8 protein-coding genes and 1 tRNA gene are annotated in these 16,152 nt (G+C 58.9%); 5 read left to right on the top strand and 4 right to left on the bottom strand.

What is annotated here, in order from left to right; genetic code table 11:
* From AC0L3L_RS27915 to AC0L3L_RS27905, 3 genes are read right to left on the bottom strand one after another with little or no spacing between them, the layout of a single operon-like run.
* Nucleotides 1-4,443, bottom strand: a complete 4,443-nt coding sequence (locus tag AC0L3L_RS27915; protein WP_473640196.1) for a helicase-related protein — start codon at nucleotides 4,441-4,443, stop codon at nucleotides 1-3.
* Complete coding sequence (locus AC0L3L_RS27910; protein ID WP_473640194.1) at nucleotides 4,440-7,088, bottom strand: hypothetical protein; 2,649 nt, start codon at nucleotides 7,086-7,088, stop codon at nucleotides 4,440-4,442. The genes AC0L3L_RS27915 and AC0L3L_RS27910 overlap by 4 nt, the downstream gene beginning before the upstream one ends.
* 8 nt (nucleotides 7,089-7,096) lie before the next feature.
* Nucleotides 7,097-8,740 carry an Eco57I restriction-modification methylase domain-containing protein gene (locus AC0L3L_RS27905; protein WP_473640193.1) on the bottom strand — a complete coding sequence of 548 codons (1,644 nt, stop codon included), beginning with the start codon at nucleotides 8,738-8,740 and terminating at the stop codon, nucleotides 7,097-7,099.
* A 1,053-nt stretch (nucleotides 8,741-9,793) separates the two neighbouring features.
* On the opposite strand from AC0L3L_RS27905, the gene AC0L3L_RS27900 reads away from it, so the two are divergent.
* Entirely contained in the window at nucleotides 9,794-12,016 is a 2,223-nt protein-coding gene (locus tag AC0L3L_RS27900; RefSeq protein ID WP_473640191.1) for an AAA family ATPase, read from the top strand.
* A complete protein-coding gene (locus AC0L3L_RS27895; protein WP_473640190.1) occupies nucleotides 12,013-12,933 on the top strand; it encodes an HNH endonuclease family protein in 921 nt (306 codons plus the stop codon). The genes AC0L3L_RS27900 and AC0L3L_RS27895 overlap by 4 nt, the downstream gene beginning before the upstream one ends.
* A 248-nt stretch (nucleotides 12,934-13,181) precedes the next feature.
* Here the strand turns inward: AC0L3L_RS27895 and AC0L3L_RS27890 are convergent.
* Nucleotides 13,182-13,271: transfer RNA gene (locus AC0L3L_RS27890), tRNA-Ser, on the bottom strand.
* A 423-nt stretch (nucleotides 13,272-13,694) separates the two neighbouring features.
* On the opposite strand from AC0L3L_RS27890, the gene AC0L3L_RS27885 reads away from it, so the two are divergent.
* The 3 genes from AC0L3L_RS27885 (at nucleotide 13,695) to AC0L3L_RS27875 (ending at nucleotide 15,955) form a co-directional block, all read left to right on the top strand.
* A complete protein-coding gene (locus AC0L3L_RS27885; RefSeq protein WP_473640188.1) occupies nucleotides 13,695-14,012 on the top strand; it encodes a hypothetical protein in 318 nt (105 codons plus the stop codon).
* An 82-nt stretch (nucleotides 14,013-14,094) separates the two neighbouring features.
* The gene (msrA, locus tag AC0L3L_RS27880) at nucleotides 14,095-14,757 is read left to right on the top strand and encodes a peptide-methionine (S)-S-oxide reductase MsrA (RefSeq protein ID WP_473640187.1); all 663 of its coding nucleotides are present in this window, start codon (nucleotides 14,095-14,097) and stop codon (nucleotides 14,755-14,757) included.
* Nucleotides 14,758-14,965: 208 nt separating this feature from the next.
* Nucleotides 14,966-15,955: a BMP family lipoprotein gene (locus AC0L3L_RS27875; protein WP_473640185.1), complete on the top strand. Its 990-nt coding sequence runs from the start codon at nucleotides 14,966-14,968 to the stop codon at nucleotides 15,953-15,955.
* The last annotated feature ends 197 nt before the right edge of the window (nucleotides 15,956-16,152 follow it).

Here is a 16,152-nt window from a genome sequence, read left to right as displayed (position 1 = left end):
CTACTCCCCGGCTTCTCCGGCCGTCCAACTGTTGTTTCCCCGCATGAGCGCGGACATTACGCGGCCTAGGTCGCTTAGACGGATGCGGTCTGAACCCGTTCCATAGCCACCTTCGATCAGGCCAGCCTCGCTGACATCTCGTAGGCTCGTCATGGGCCGGGACAACGGAGCCCCGGGTTGCCTGAAGAACATATCGAGCGTTTCAGTCTTCCAGTTGGACTGTTCCATTGCCGTCGTGGCCCGATCAAACAGATCGTGGATTCGTTGCTTGTAGAAATCCTTATTAACGGGAGATGTCGCGTGATAGAGGCCAATGCCATTAACCACAAAATCGCGGAGCTCGTTCAGAAGGTTGATATGATCCGTCCTCGATCGTTCGCCGATTTCTCCCACGTTGTCGGGCTCAGCGAGCACTGCCTTATCCGCCGCCGAACCCGCACGGCTCATGTTTCGGATGTAGTCCACGCCGCACAGCTTGAGCTGCAAGAACGATGCAAGCGTTCGCATGATCGCGTTCTCGGCCCAACGCTCGACCGGTGCGGCATCGATCATGCGCTCGAGAAACCGGTGGAATATGTCGTGTATTTCAACGATGTACCGGTCGCGACGTTGCTGCGGCGTTGGTATCAGGATGCTTGTGCCGACATGAGCGCGTCCGACACGCGACGACGCCTGGATGTACTCAGCGATGTCCGGCGGCTGTCCGGCAAAAAACATCATGTTGAATTCGTCGACGTCGACACCGTGCGAGATCGCTGACGTCGCAATCACGCCGCGAAGAGCGTTCTGCAAGGCGCCGACACTGAAAGGCGTTCCGACAGGGGGCTTGTACGCCGCCTCTGTCACGATTGAGTCGATCAAACCCGCATCGATTGCACCGGTAATCAAAGCCGTACGAACACCTGGGATATCATCGATGCCGGAGAGCCGGTGGTCTCGTCGAATTACATCCTGGAGCGCTGCCTTGACGTTGTCGCCGCCTTTCTTGTTCGTGACATAAAGCAGAGCGATGCGGTTAAGGTCCACCACGTATGCGATGTGGGAGTGCTCAATGCTCTTGTCGAGCAGGCAGTTGCGATGGCCTTGCCAAAAAATGTCCGAAGGAAGCGCATCTGCAAGTGCGCTACGCGCGGCCCAACGCGTGTGCTCATCACCGTCGATGAACGTCTTTAGAAGCTGAGTGATTGTTAGATGAAATGCTGACAGGACCGCGACGGTTGCGGCCGTGTGTGTCCGCCCATTCGTCATTAGCGATACGTAGCGCCGTCGTGTCGGTGTTCGGTGCTCTACATTAGTGCTGCCATCACGTGCAGGATCGCTGCTTTGCGGTCGCTGCAACCTTGCATAAAAGCTCTCGTACAAGTCCGGCCCCGGCTGCGGGAACAGACGAACGTGCCGCTGATAGATTTGATCGATTTGGCGAGCCGGTTCCGAGACTGTAGCCGAGGCCGCGATGATCCTTGGTGGGCGGGCCGTGCCGTGTTCGGTAACCACTTGGTCGCCAAGGAGTGGTGCCAACATTCGAAGCGCGTGATGGAAAGTCGTTTCAAAGAGACCCGAGAATGTGCCCAGGGACTCGTCCAGCAAGTGGGCCTCGTCCTGGATTTCTAAAAGCGGGTAGGGGTCAAAGAGGAGCTTCTTGCCGTTCGAATAAAACGGAAAGACCGCCTCGCAGCCATGCAGCTCAGGCCCTTTTCGGAATTGTTCGCGGGTGTTGGGAGAAACAAAGCGGCCTGACTCAATATGGTGCCACGCGGGATAGCCAAACATGCCAAGAACCCGGACAAGGGTACGGGCGCTCTGTCCTATCAATGCAAGCTTATCGACTGTCCCCAGGAGGACGGCAGGTGCATGCGCGTAAATATCGGAATCCATAATATGGATTGGCAGGGGTGACGGCTTGCCGTCATTTGGATTTCGGCGGTTCCACTCGCAGTCCCTGTTGAAACAACAATGCGCTAGGCGCTCTTCTTGCGGCGGGCCTTCGTGAAAGCGTCGAAGGCCGATCGTCGAGAAACGCTTACCCTCCACACCGACGAGACTGCCGGTGCAATATGGGCAGGTTGCCAGCCGACGCCATTTCTTCAGATAGACGGCATAGTCCCCGTGACGGACCGCTATTTCGTCCCAGTCTTTGCTCAGTGACGGTATTTCCGATACGCCACGGTCATTTCGATTATTAGGCGTGTTGCCGCCTCCGACCCAAAAGCCGATCTCGAAGCCATTGCCCTTGAAATCCACGCCTTTCTTTTTCCAGTCCCATTTGACCTGATAGGCGGCTGCCAATACTTGCGCGAGGCGCTGCGCCTGTTGGCTCGTAAGGAGGCGCAACGGATATCGAACAAGCGCGCTTATCCCACGCTCCTTCCCGCGCAGCCTGTCAAACGCGAGGCAAAAAACCAACAACCCAAAGAAGCTTTCCGATTTTCCGCCGCCGGTCGAGAAATAGAGGAGGGTCGCCTCGCGGTCGTCGGCGGAGGTTTGCGCCGGCGAACCCTTCCATGTATCGACGCGCGAAACCACGGCAGGAATTTGGGAGAGGATGAATGCGACCTGGAATAAGCGCCATCCCGTGACACTCTTGTTTTTTCTTCGCCAGAACTCGCCGAATGTCTGGTTTGTGAAACGCCACGCAGTTAGCGGCATTACCTCCGGATCATCGTAGGTTTTTCCGCTCGATTGCGCCTGAAAGGCTCTCTCTAGAATGGCCAGTCCACGCGCGACAGCTTCGCGTTCCGCTCGCCATCCGCGCAAATCGACTTCTTCGAACTGCTGCTTCTCACGGGCATAGTCTTGGGCATCGGCGACGGGATCGAGGGACTGTTCGTAAGGTCGCGATGCCACGACGGAAGCGAGCCAATCGTCAAAGTTTTTCAGGAGGTTCTTGAGGACATCAAGGCCACCGTCGCCTGAACTGAAAGCGGCAAAGTCAGGCCCGGGCGTGATGTCAAATTGTCGAATAAGCGGCTGGCAATAAACCGGCAGCGATGTGGTCTCGAGGATGCGCGCATCCACCAGTCCCCGCCGACGAACGCCGCAATTGATCCCAAGGGCATCATAGGAGAGAAACTGGTTGTAACGGTATGACGCTGCAATCCGCTCAAGACGAATAGGACGGTGCAAGTCGGGATCGAATTCGGCCGATATTTCGACCTGGAACAGCGTCGCATCAGACTCGCGCGCCGCTGCCTGCTTTGCGTCGATAAGATCGGATTCGTTTGCCAGAATGATCCTGACCGTCCGTTCATCCGGATGAATGGGATCTTCCAGATTTTCATATTCCAATACGGGTAGAATACTCGGCCTAGCAATTCGACGATTAGTCCGCAGCGTGGCCAACGTTTGGTCCCACGCGACAACCTCTGCCGGGACGATGGTACGGCTGTGCATACCTCTTCCGGCAGGAAACCCCCAAAGCAGCCCGCCGGTCTCGGCGTTGTCGTCAGCCTCCCATGCATCAATAGCGCTCGCCACGCGCCGCTGCATTTGAACGTTGAATTCCTCAATGGATCGATTGATGGCTTCGCGGCTCAATGAGAGGTCGATACGGAACGAGCCGAGCTCGAGCGGAAGGCGCAGCCACTTTTGCGGTATATGCTCCCGCTCAATTAGCACATCTGGAGGTGCGTCGGTTGCCCCGGGTCCAACGTTGAACTCGAAGGCTTTCAGTGTGTCGCTATCTGCCGTAGCCGGGCCTCGCGCTTCGGCAACGATCGCGTCGATTGCGGCATCAGGCGTGGTATCGCCGGAATGCTCATCGGATGAGTTCACCTCACCCGTCTCTGGATCGTCGCTGACAGCAGGATCGTCTGAGCCAGGTGCCTCGTCCTCTTCCGAGAGCATAGAAACGAGCACGTCTTCGCGTGCCGGTGAACGCAGAACCGCAGGCGCAATCCCGAGTTCGAGTAGCGCGGCATTTTCCGCCTCCTCGGTAACGCGATTTTTGATGGCCAGCCATGCGGGGCTTTTGCGACCGTCAGCGCCTAATATAGCTTTGTTCTCTTCTTCTGCCCGGCGGAGCGCTTCACGCCGATGCCTGAGAATGATCGAGCGAGCATTTTTGGCTAACCTGAAAACCACGTTCGATGAGATCAGGTCTTGCGAAGACGGCAGCATGCGAAGATAAATGCACGCGCGCAAGGCCACTGTTATCGCCTTATCCTTCCGATCCGCTATCTGAAACGTCAATCCGGCTGTGCCAATGTGAGCCGGAGACGTAACGTCATCTTTCTCCTCATAGGTTGCAGCAGTCTCTGAAGGACGCCTGCGTGGCAACAAATGCTGCGTGTGGATGACTTTTGACGGTTTCTCGCGATAAATTATGCGGCCGGTAGTGCCTGCGCCTCGCAATCGATCGTAGACGGTATGCAAGATTGCGGAGGCAACCGCCTCTTTTGTCGTATGGGATATGTCATTGCTGTTTGGGTAGAGAAGCTGCGTCATCGGGCGACCGCCTCAAGGCGAATGGCGTTGGAACTGGTGTTTGATGTAGGCTCGAGGTCTTTAAAGAGTACTGGATAGACACTGGCCATAGCCTCACGACGCACGGCACGTAATTTCTCGAATGATGTATTGGGGCCACTCATCAAGCTATCGGCATCGAGAAGGAGCCTGTCGAAGAGTCCACGATTGGTATGTCCGTCACGACGAAGATCGCTGCGTACGATGCGGACAGCATCAGCGAGCGGCCGAGCCAAAATCCCGGCGCCCATAAGACGTAAAAATGCTTCGATATGAATGGGATCAATCGCGGCGTGTGGCGTGTCGACCTCTGACCGTTCAGCCGCTTGCAACCAGTATTCAACCGAGGCTTTGCTGATGGTAGGCAGGCCAGGGTTTTGAGCAAACAGCATCCCATGAATACGCTGTCCAAGGATTTTGGGTCCATATTGCTTGGATAGGTCTTCAATGCCCTTTTTCACCGTTGCTTTGTACTGATCGACCAGCGCTTGTTCGAGCGTCCGGCCTTTCTCGTTCTTTTCGCGCAATGCCGCCTCGATCTCTTCTCGGATCATGTCCGACATCACGAACACGGCGTCGTCGATATCAATGGCGCGAGCTTCGCGAGGAGCCAATTGATGAGTGACCGGATCAAGAACGTAAAACTGCGATCTAGGCCCTGCGGGAATTTTGCCGTAGCCGTCGAGAAGCAGGTAGCCTTGGCCGACGAAGGGCAGGGCCGCACGGGAACGATCCGCGTCCAAGCCAAGGGCGGCTGATAGCCGGCCCATATCCTTGGCGACCCAAGGCAATGCCTTCAGGAGCAGCTCGGTTCGGTCACTGTAAGCTGCGTACTCCGGACCCTGAAGCACCACGCTGAGCGTACGGTTCAGGGTCAACGCGTCATGCCCGGCAACGACAAGCCGGAATTCGGCTGGACAGTAGCTATCGCCAATATACGCGCGTGCGCCGAGGATCGCCGAAGCTGCCCAAAGAACCGCTGTGGGCGGTCGACGTTCGAGTTCAGCGGGATAATTGCCGGGGGTCGTCACGCGTAGTTCAGGCACGCCTGCCGCGAATACTCCTGGCTCGGTGAGAAAATCAAGCAAGAGGTCATTGGCCTGTTGCGCGTCCTCGGGATGGCGCAGCACGACAAGCACGTCATTGTTCTGATCAATCTCCGTCAAGACGCGCTTGAGATAACGCATCAGCGGGGTGTCAACGCGAAGCGTCGCCGCCAGCGCCAATCCCTCGGCGAGATCCGATTGGATGGCGTCGCGCCGTGGCCCGGCATGTCCCTCACCAATCAGCGCCATGGCCTTATTGTGGTGAGGATCAAAGGAATGACGCTCGCGCTTTATGCGGTGGTAGGCATCGCGCGTATCGGTGTAGGGGGCCAGAATGGCATCCGCTCCGGAAGCTGTCAGTCCCATGCCCTTGAGCGCTGCGGCGCCTTGGTCCAGCACCGAAACAAGTGGGTTGCCAAGCTCCAGCTCTCGTGCATGGTTCCACAAGCGCGTCGCGATGATGCATTCGCGCGAAGCGATTGTTTCGACGATCGGTTGTGACCCGGCCGTTCGAAGTTGTGGTTCTTCAAAGCCACGGCCGCGCGTTGGCCAAATAAGATGATGGTTTTCATTTTTGAGACCCAAGCTGCCAGCAAGCGGACGCCCCTTGAGCGAGTGGCGTATGAACGAAAACCGCAGAGGACAATCGGTGACGATCAGCGCGTGGCTGGGGGGCGAGTGTAATTCCTGTTCAAGCTCCGTGACCAGCATTCGGATCAAGGAGCTTGCATCACGGCTGCGAAGGGCGTGGGTCGACATGTCGATGATCGCCAAATCGATGCGGCCAGGTATCTGCCGCAATGCACGTTTTCGATCGGCGTCCGGAAAATGGGACGGTAGCATGAACGCGAACCCAGGACCGCGCTCTGCCGATGCCAGTACGTTTAAATGCTTACGGATCGAGCCAAGACGGTCTGCCGGATATAGCCGCTTGAAGCCCTTCAATGTTTTTTCGTCGAAATCTCTCCAGTAAACCCTGTCATTGAGTGCAACAGAGTGGGGAACAATCGAGATCAGCGGAACGGACGCAATGCCGCTTTCTCGCGTGTCTCCTAGCAACATATAGAAATGCGCGTCGGGGCTGATCGCCCCCAAAACCTTGTCCTCGCTTGCCCCGCTTCGAAAGAGACCTCGTTCGCGCAATTTTGAGGTTTGCGCCTCAATGCCTGCGACCGCCTGAAGCGCCGGGCGCCCCATATTCAAGAAAAGTGTCCGCAGTGGCGGAGCAACCTTTCCCCGGCCAATTTCGCGCAGCATCCATGGCAATATCGCCCGAGGAGGAATATGGGGCCAGAAAAGCGCGGTATGAAGTTTCTGGTCACTCGAGACGACAGTGTCGATAAGTTCTGAATATTCGACCAAACTCAGAGAAGGCTTGGACGCTATGACGCCGAGGTCACTGTCTTCCAGGTGATCGCCACCACCAACATTCACAAGCTGAAGCTGATCAGCGACCGGAGACGGCACCGCCTGCGCGTTTTGAGATTGGCGCTCTTTCATTTGAAGGAGAAGCTGCCTTGCGCGCTCTTGCTTTGATGCGGCAGCCTCGGCAATTCGTTCATTCCAGGGCGTCTGGCGCATGGCAATCTCTATCGTGCTGTCAGCTTCGATGAGATGCCAGCCCAGTCGCGGGCAACGTAGCCCGCGAGCAGCCCCGCCTCACACTGGTATAGCTCGGCCACCAGATCCAAAGTGCGTGCCCAGTTCTTGGCCCGATGAGCCTGCCTGAATCTTTTCTTCCAGTTTGGCTCGATTTCTTCCCAGCGCGGGATATGAACCGCCGAGAGTTGGCTCTTTTGAAAACGGTGGAAACCGGTGGCGGCTCCGGCGGACAGCGCTTTCACAAATAACCCGAGTACCCCGGCCGAAAGAAAAACGAGAAGGTCTTGTAGGGGCCAGCTCGTGCTCCTAATCTGGTAAACGCCACTCCCAGCACAATAGCCGACCGTGTCGATCCCGATTACCGGTGAGGCGGAGACATCGACGACCAGCAACTTAGGCGACGCATACCAATCGGGATGAAGGCTATCGATGGACCGCCACCACGTTTTTGACGTCCTAGCCTTGGCACGCGACTGCAATTGCATCTTATGTTTCCGGAGATAGGCCGCCATCCGAGGGTAATCGGCGAGCTTAACCACTTTCCCATTGGCATCGAACACATTAACGATGCTCGTACCACTCCAGTGGACTTTTCCATTCTGGATGGATCGCGCGTTCACGAAGGGCAGCGTCCGGCTGCGCTCAACCGGCAACTCCTCGGTCAGACCAAGGAAGACGTCATTACATCCTGTGGCCGAGCCTACGCGAATGACACATCCCGCATCTTCGATTTTTGGAAATGTTCGGCGTGCAAATGCCAGAGTTCTCTCAGCAGCAGCATCGCGACTGAGAACGAGAGGAGAAGAGGAAGGTGAGAACGTCCGAGAGGCCGAGCTACCTGACTGAATGATCGAATCATTCCCGGCCATCGACAATATGTTTGTGGAGCCGGATGTGCCGTTCTCGAATACGAAGAAGTGAGGATAGGCGTCAGCGGGAGTTTCGAAGCTATCGACGTCGCTGAAGTCTACAATCACCTTTAGATGACCCTGGGAGGTAAAAGCTTCCCTGATGGAACCTCCATAGACATTTCTCGTCCAGGTGCCTGGGCACAGAAAGGCAAGCTGGCCACCTTTTTCCAGCAGTTCAAGAGAGCGTTCAATGAACGCCACATAGAGGTCTGCCCGCTGCTTGAACGAAGAAAACCGCTCTCGATATGAGGCGCGTAGCGGTGCAGGGATGGCGTCCCACCGGATATACGGAGGGTTGCCGACGATGTGGGTGAAGCGCGCACGGGGCCGGGCTTCTAAGAAGTCCTCGTTCTTTATCCAGGCGCTGGCGATGTCGCGCGCCATCGGTTCCGCAACGCCGAGTTCCTTCAGCTCCTGGTCACAGCGCTCGCGCAGCGTTCCCGCAACATCGGGGTCGATCTCGTACGCGCGGATAACCGCCCGAAGATGGTCATAGGATTTCCCTTGTTTATGGCACGCTTGGACCAGACGACCCAACAGGGGAAGAAGAAAGGCGCCTTGCCCGGCGGCTGGCTCGAGCAGTCGCAGCGCGAGAAGATCTTCCGGAAAACCGACATGGCGCAAGCAAAGCGTCGCCACCTTGTCCCGAGTGAAAAATTGGCAGAGGCCCGCCTGCCACGGCGGTTCGTTCGCGACATCGCTGTCGACTCTTCCCTCCATTGATGTGCCCCTAACCCTAGACCGGCTGTCTCGCTTTTGTGCATATTACTCGCCAATAGGGCGTGTCGATGCAATCGAAATCCTTGCGACTATAGGCGTTATTTGTGAAAAGGCAGAGGTTCCGCCTAGTTCCGGAGCGAAAAACGTTCGCCACACGGGTTTTCGCACCCGGCATCTAAGTAGTTTCGGTTGATTTTGACTTAAGATCGACTGCAAAAAATGGGTTATGGCTTAGATTCCCGAAGAGAATGCGGAAGCAAAGCCCGAGCACTTTCGCGTGGAGATGTCACACTCGCTGGTCAGGGCCATCCTGCTTCGCAAAGCTCTGCAGGACCGAGGTGGTTCGGACCGCCTGGTGCAGAAAAGACGCCGGCAAATATATGAGATTTTGACCCAAATCCGGGGTTTGCCCTTGGAGGCAGCGCCCTTTGAATGAGCCGCCATTGCGGTACTGCGCCGGTTTCTGTAGCAGCAGTCGTCTTCACCGCCGCCTCCCTTTTTCTGCGCCGCGTGCACGAGATCGGTCGCCGTGGATGATTGCGATCATGGAGGCGGCTACTGGCCGAAAGCGGTCAGGCAGCAAACGAAACGCCATGCGAGACGGCGGCCATTCCGCTGCGCGCAAATTGCGGACGCTAGACACAGTTGTTCCGAACATCCTGATCGGCTGAAAGTAGGATGACAGCCTTGAAGTCTGCTGCGCGTCTGCTAGTCAGCGCGCTGGCGTACACGTCAGTCTTCTGGAGGTCGCAATGCATCAACTTTGCTGCGTGGATTGCTGGGTCTCTTTGACCTCAGATGCCTCTAAATGTTGACCTCAGTTGCCTCTAAATGGAGGACTCTGACGGCCTGCCCAAGGGCCGGCAGGCGGCCACTCTTCGGAGTCCCCTTCCACGACGCCGCGAAGGTCTCCATAGTAAAGGCGTTCGATCCGTCGGGATCAAACCTTAGAACGAGGAAGCGGCCTTTGCTTCTTAGATTACTACAGGCAGTCGGTTTCCTTTCGACTGACACCCTTGCTGACCCGCTCGTCAGCCCCATCGGAGCGCACGCATGATCCGGATCGACAGCCGCCCGGCACCGGACATCCTGACTTCATCGTTCATGCGCGAGCGCAAGCAGGAGTTATTTGCTTACCTGCGTCGACCCGAACCGGATAGACGAAGCCGCCGGCCGCCGGTCGCCGACGAACTGTTTTACCGGGGCGAACTTCGGGATGCGGTCGCCGAGCGCTGCTACCACAAATGCGCCTTTTGCGAGTCTCGCGACGCCGGTGAGACTGTGGAGCATTTCCGGCCTCTGCGCGCGCGCGGGATCGATGGCGCCTACACTTTGGACCACTACGCCTGGCTGGCGTATGAGTGGGATAATTTGATCTACGCCTGCAGCTATTGCTCGCGCGCGAAAGAAGACCAATTCCCAACGGCGGGCGACCGCGCACCTTACCTTGCAAGCTTTGCGGAGGTTCGCCGGCAGGAAGCGCCGCTTCTCATCGATCCATACCATGACGCGCCGGACCGGCATTTCGACTTCCTCTTAGACGGGCGATGTGCGCCGCGGACACCGCGGGGTCGAGTTACAACAGCCGTGCTTGACCTTAACAGCGAACGCCTGCGTGCCCAGCGACGGGATGAACTTAAGCGCCTGCATGTCCAACTGACCTCCTGGGCGGAGGACGGCGATGGGATGCGGATGGGGCACTTCTTCGACCGTGGGGGTCCTTTCATTGGCGCATGCCTGAATGTTCTGAAACGGGCCTTGGATGGTTTGACATTCTTTGGGAGATCCATCCGCGGTCCCCTGCGGCAGTTGCCCTCGCGTGTGGAGGGGTTTATCGCGGGCCGCCTAGAGGAGCGGCATCGGTTCCTCATGCGACTGGACGAGTTGCGCAAGATCGACGAAGCGCGAGAAGTCGAGCAGGATCCCCACCGATACCTGAGCGCAGCACGCACGATGCCGCCGGAAGTTCGCCGTGCATACTCGAAATCCATGAAGCCGCGTCAATTGGGGCACATCGCGGTCAGCAACTTGAAGGGGATCGCTCGGCTGGAGATAAAGGGTATCCCCGCACGCCGGACCCGACGCGGCGCGCCATGCTTGATGCTTCTCGGCGAGAATGCAACCGGTAAGTCCACGCTACTGCAGGGGATCGCACTCGCATTGCTTGGCGGAACGCAGGCTCGGCGCCTTAGGCTCAATGCGGACGATTTCCTGCGCAACCAGGACAAGGATCGCTGGGATCAGCTTGCTCCCGAGTCGGCTTCGGTTGAGTTGCGGTTTTTGTTCGACGAAGGCCGGGCCGCTTTCGAACTCGAAGGTGTGCAGCGGCGCATCGTCGGCTCTGATCCGCCTGCCACGATCGTGCTGGGCTACGGGCCGCGCCGGTATTTTGATCGTCGCCGCTCGGCCGCTGCGTCGGAGCCGTACGCCTGTGTGCGCACGCTCTTTGACCCGCTGGCGACCATCCCGTACCCCGGCGCCTGGCTGAACAGTCTCCCCGACCACCAGTTCGAAGCGGTTGCGCGGGCGCTGCGTCCGATCCTGGCGCTCAGCGACAGCGACGAGTTGGTGCGGGACCCCGACGGGCGTATTTCCGTCCGTGTCGAGGACCGCCCCGTTCCCATCGAACGGCTGAGCGAGGGCTATCGCTCCGTCTTCGCGCTTGCCGCTGACATTTTCCGGGAAATGCTGACACATTTTCCCGACCTGGAACGTGCACACGGCGTGGTCTTGATCGATGAGATCGAAACTCATCTCCATCCGCGCTGGAAGATGCAGGTAATGCGTGCGCTCCGGCGTGCTCTGCCCAACGTTCAGTTCGTCGTCACCACCCATGATCCGCTTTGCCTGCGCGGTATGGAGGACGGCGAGGTAGTGGTCTTGCAGCGCGACGCCGGCGGCGAGATCGCGCTTTTGCAAGACTTGCCGAGCCTTACGGGGATGCGGGCCGAACAGCTGCTGACGTCAGACTATTTCGGGCTCTCAAGCACCATCGACCCGGAGACGGAGCTCGAGGTGGTCCGCTTCGCCGAGGCGGTAGCGGAGCAGCCCGACGAGCACCTAACGAACGAAGTCGTGTCACGTTTGACGCTCGGCGATAGCGCGAGTGAGCAGGTGATCCAGGCGGCGCTTCAGCGCTTTCTTGAGGCGCGTGAGAAGCCTGCCGGCAGCCTTCGTCCCGACGTTCGGGCGGATGCCGTCGAGGCGGTATATAAGGCGCTGGCGGCACCGCCTTCCCTCGACGCGACCGGGCTGCCGGAGAATGATCCGGCATGATCCGCGCGAAACGACCGAACACCGCACCTGCTTCGCTCAGCGGGGCCGCGGCAAAAGCGGAGCAGGACGAGGCAGAGCTTTACTACAATGCCTGGAGGCCTGGGATGGCCGCGTACGGCAAGTTCAAGGCCTATGCCGGGAATGACGTCATCGATGCGCTGCGCAAGCTGTTTCACGGTAAATGCGCTTATTGCGAGCGCGCCGTGGAGAGAGGCACGCGCGAGGTCGAGCACTATCGACCGAAGGGAGGTGTCGGTGATCCCAATCACATCGGCTACTGGTGGCTAGCCCATAACTGGAACAACCTTCTGCCGACGTGTGGGCCCTGCAACAAGGGGCTTAAGCAGCACGTCGTCACTGTCGATATGACGATCGACGACGTCGAAGCGCTTCAGGCGAAACCCGCCGCGAAGCTTATGGGCAAGGCCAATAACTTCCCTGTTGGCGCTGCGCGCCTTGCGGCAAAGTCGGGGGATCACGCTGTCGAGAAGCCGCGGCTACTCGATCCCACACGCTGTGAACCGAATGACTATCTCCGCTGGAGCCATGCCTCCGATTTCAGCATCCTCACGCCGCGCTCGCATGTCGGAAAGCCGTCGATCGAGGGCGACGAGACGATCCATTGCCTGGCGCTGAACCGCGTTGGCTTGGTGGAAGCGAGAACCAAGCAGCTGAACATCCTCCGGGCGCAGAGAGTCCGAATCATAGAACGCCTAGAAGCGGCCCGAGGCCTACCAGAAGCGGCGCAGGGGCTGGCTCTGCAGCTGGTCCTGAGCAGTGTAGAAGACATGCAGCTGCACTGTAGTGCGGACAAGGAGTTCTCGGCTATGGCGACGGCGTTCGTCGCCGCGTTCCGTGAAGAGCTGGGGGAGTGGCTGAAGGCCAATGCTCCCGCCGTCGTGCTGGTCGACGCCTAGCGCAATGCGGGCAAACGCCTAGTGACGCGCACCGTAATGTCTTCTTTCAGGCTCGGGTAAAGCTGACCCCAATGGCCAACATTGCGGCGCGAAGCAGTCGTTCCACCGGGCGGCGTCTTCGCAAATTCGACGTCCGAAGAAAGCCAGAGAAGGCTATGTTAATCCACACCAATATGTGGGGCAAAACGTGGGGTAATTGTTTTGTGAAGGAGACTTTGTTTATTATTTCAGTACGTTGGTGAATCAACTGGCGGAGAGAGCGGGATTCGAACCCGCGTTACGGTTTCCCGTAAACACACTTTCCAGGCGTGCGCCTTCAACCACTCGGCCACCTCTCCGTCCTAGCATTTTCGCTGCGGCCGGTTTCGCCGCGCGGGTTGGGGAGATGCCGTCTCCCTTGGGGATTCCGGTCCGGAACTCCGCACCGTGGGGCGCCGTCAACCAGCGGACACCTTTTCCCCGCACCTGAGCCGTCAAAGCAACAGGTGCGGGGCTCATCTAGTCGATCCGGTGCCGAATGCCAAGACATAACGGCACTCTATTCGCTTTGTCGGATAGGGATGCTCCGTCCATGCCGCCAGCGTTGCCTTGGTAGCCGATCGCCGCGATCGGCGGCGGCGTCTTGGCCGACTGGCGCCTCAGCGGCGCAAACCGGCGGCGTAGGTTCAACTTCGCGTGTCGCGATTGCGGATAAAGCGCGCAGATCCTATTTATCAGGCCGATACAGACATCTGATAAGCTTCCGGGGAGGTAAGGTCTGGATGTTCCGCTTCGTCTTCCGTCTCGCGGCACTGGTTGCGCTTTCGGTTTCCGTCATCATGGCGGTGATCGACGCGACGCGCTCGGTGGCGGCCTCCGCGCTGGTCATGACCCCGCTCAACACGAGCTGGCTCGCCGTCTCGCCGGATACGCGAAGCGCCTTCGAAGGTTTCGTCCGCGACAAGGCTGGTCCGCTGCTGTGGGACGGCGCCATCGCCTGGGTGCTCAACCAGCCCGGTTTCGCCGTGTTTGCGGTGGTTGCCTTCATTCTCTACTTGATCGGCTACAGGCGGGAGCGGCCGACCGGGCGGTTCGCCTAGACCTGATGATTTGTTGTTGATGACCTTCTGGCGTCCCCAAAACAAAGAGAAAGTCCCAAACAAAGAGAAAGGGAGACCGCACATGTTTCTCAGCGACATGCTGAACAAGAAACTCAATCTGCCGAAGCCTGCCGAGGCGCTGCCGGGCCGCGCCAAGCCTATCCCGACGGCATCCAAGCATTTCGTCTCGAAGCGGCCGCTCAAGGGGCCGTATCCCGAGGGGCTGGAGACGGCGATGTTCGGGCTGGGCTGCTTCTGGGGCGCCGAACGCCTGTTCTGGCAGGTCGAGGGTGTCTGGGTCACGGCCGTCGGCTATGCCGGCGGCGTCACCCCCAACCCGACTTACCAGGAAACTTGCACCGGCTTGACCGGCCATGCCGAAGTCGTGCTCGTCGTTTTCGACCCGAAGATCGTGTCATATGCACAGCTTCTGAAGCTGTTCTGGGAAAGCCACGACCCGACGCAAGGCATGCGCCAGGGCAACGATGTCGGCACCACATATCGTTCGGCGATCTACACGTTCGGCGATGCGCAGTACCAGGCGGCGATCGCCTCGCGCGACGCCTATGAGTCCTCGCTGCGCGGCGCCGGCCGCGGCAAGATCACCACCGAGATCGCGCCGGCACCGGAGTTCTATTTCGCCGAGGAAGACCACCAGCAATATCTGGCGAAGAATCCCTACGGCTATTGCGGCCTGCAGGGCACCGGCGTCACCTGCGCCATCCCGGCGGCCGCCTCCGCTTGAGGCCTCTGGCGAGACGATGATCGGTGGCGCCGGGATGCGGCGCCACGCTTTTCCAAAGGTCAAAATTCCGCGTGAATTTTGTTTCGGGCCGTGCCAGATTGGCCCGAAGCGGGAGGAAGACACTCCTGTCTGATGTCGCATGCCTGCCGGAGAACCGGGCAGGCAGGCGGTGCATAACGGAAAAAATAACCGACAGGGTGTGGATCACATGAAACGTATCGTTCTCGGCCTCCTGGCCGCAACTGCGATGGTTCTTCCGGCCTTCGCCGCGGACATTCAGCCAGCACTTCTCTACGATCTCGGCGGCAAGTTCGACAAGTCGTTCAACGAGGCGTCCTATGAAGGCGCCGAAAAGTTCAAGGCCGAAACCGGAATCGCCTATGTGGAATTCGAGGTCTCAAACGCGACCCAGCGTGAGCAGGCACTGCGCCGTTTCGCCGAGGACGGCCGCAATCCGATCGCCATGGCGGGCTTTTCCTGGGCGGACGCGCTGGAGAAGATCGCTGTCGAGTTTCCCGACACCAAATTCGCCATCATCGACATGGTCGTCGACAAGCCCAATGTCCGCTCCCTTGTCTACAAGGAGCAGGAAGGGTCCTACCTCGTCGGCGTGATGGCGGCGATGGCCTCGAAGTCGAAGAAGGTAGGCTTCATCGGCGGCATGGACATTCCGCTGATCCGCCGATTCGGCTGCGGTTATGTCGGCGGCGCCAAGGCGGCCGGCGCGACCGATGTCATCCAGAACATGACCGGCGACACGCCGGCAGCCTGGAACGATCCGGCCAAGGGCGGCGAGATCGCCAAGACGCAGATCGACCAGGGCGCCGACGTGATCTACGCAGCGGCAGGCGGCACCGGTGTCGGCGTGCTGCAGGCAGCGGCCGACGCCGGCAAGCTCGGCATCGGCGTCGATTCCAACCAGAACGGCCTGCAGCCCGGCAAGGTGCTGACCTCGATGGTCAAGCGCGTCGACGTTGCCGTCTACAACACCTTCATGGACGCCAAGAACGACAAGTTCACCGGCGGCATCAACGATCTCGGCCTCAAGGAAGGCGGTGTCGACTACGCCATGGACGACAACAACAAGGCGCTTGTCGACGACGCAATGAAGGCGGCGGTCGAAAAGGCCAAGGCCGACATCATCGCCGGTACCATCAAGGTGCACGACTACATGTCGGACAATTCCTGCCCCTATTGATCGCGGGGCAATCGCATTTGGATTCTTGCGAAGGTGGACCCCCACCCTAACCCTCCCCACAAGGGGGAGGGAACGCTGCCGCGCGCCTTTACTTCCCTTTGGCACCGAAAAGACAGCCATTTTGCCGAGGTCAGCGCCAACGGAAGTCTCCCTCCCCCTTGTGGGGAGGGGTTAGGGGTGGGGGTACATCGTAGAGC

It is taken from the genome of Mesorhizobium sp. WSM4849 (assembly GCF_055811385.1).
This window is presented reverse-complemented; position numbering and strand designations above follow the sequence as displayed.

What these genes read in the sequence shown, in the direction of transcription:
- AC0L3L_RS27915 (WP_473640196.1), bottom strand. Translation starts at nt 4,443, where the DNA reads ATGACGCAGCTTCTCTACCCAAACAGCAATGACATATCCCATACGACA.
- AC0L3L_RS27910 (WP_473640194.1), bottom strand. Translation starts at nt 7,088, where the DNA reads ATGCGCCAGACGCCCTGGAATGAACGAATTGCCGAGGCTGCCGCATCA.
- AC0L3L_RS27905 (WP_473640193.1), bottom strand. Translation starts at nt 8,740, where the DNA reads ATGGAGGGAAGAGTCGACAGCGATGTCGCGAACGAACCGCCGTGGCAG.
- AC0L3L_RS27900 (WP_473640191.1), top strand. Translation starts at nt 9,794, where the DNA reads ATGATCCGGATCGACAGCCGCCCGGCACCGGACATCCTGACTTCATCG.
- AC0L3L_RS27895 (WP_473640190.1), top strand. Translation starts at nt 12,013, where the DNA reads ATGATCCGCGCGAAACGACCGAACACCGCACCTGCTTCGCTCAGCGGG.
- AC0L3L_RS27885 (WP_473640188.1), top strand. Translation starts at nt 13,695, where the DNA reads ATGTTCCGCTTCGTCTTCCGTCTCGCGGCACTGGTTGCGCTTTCGGTT.
- msrA (WP_473640187.1), top strand. Translation starts at nt 14,095, where the DNA reads ATGTTTCTCAGCGACATGCTGAACAAGAAACTCAATCTGCCGAAGCCT.
- AC0L3L_RS27875 (WP_473640185.1), top strand. Translation starts at nt 14,966, where the DNA reads ATGAAACGTATCGTTCTCGGCCTCCTGGCCGCAACTGCGATGGTTCTT.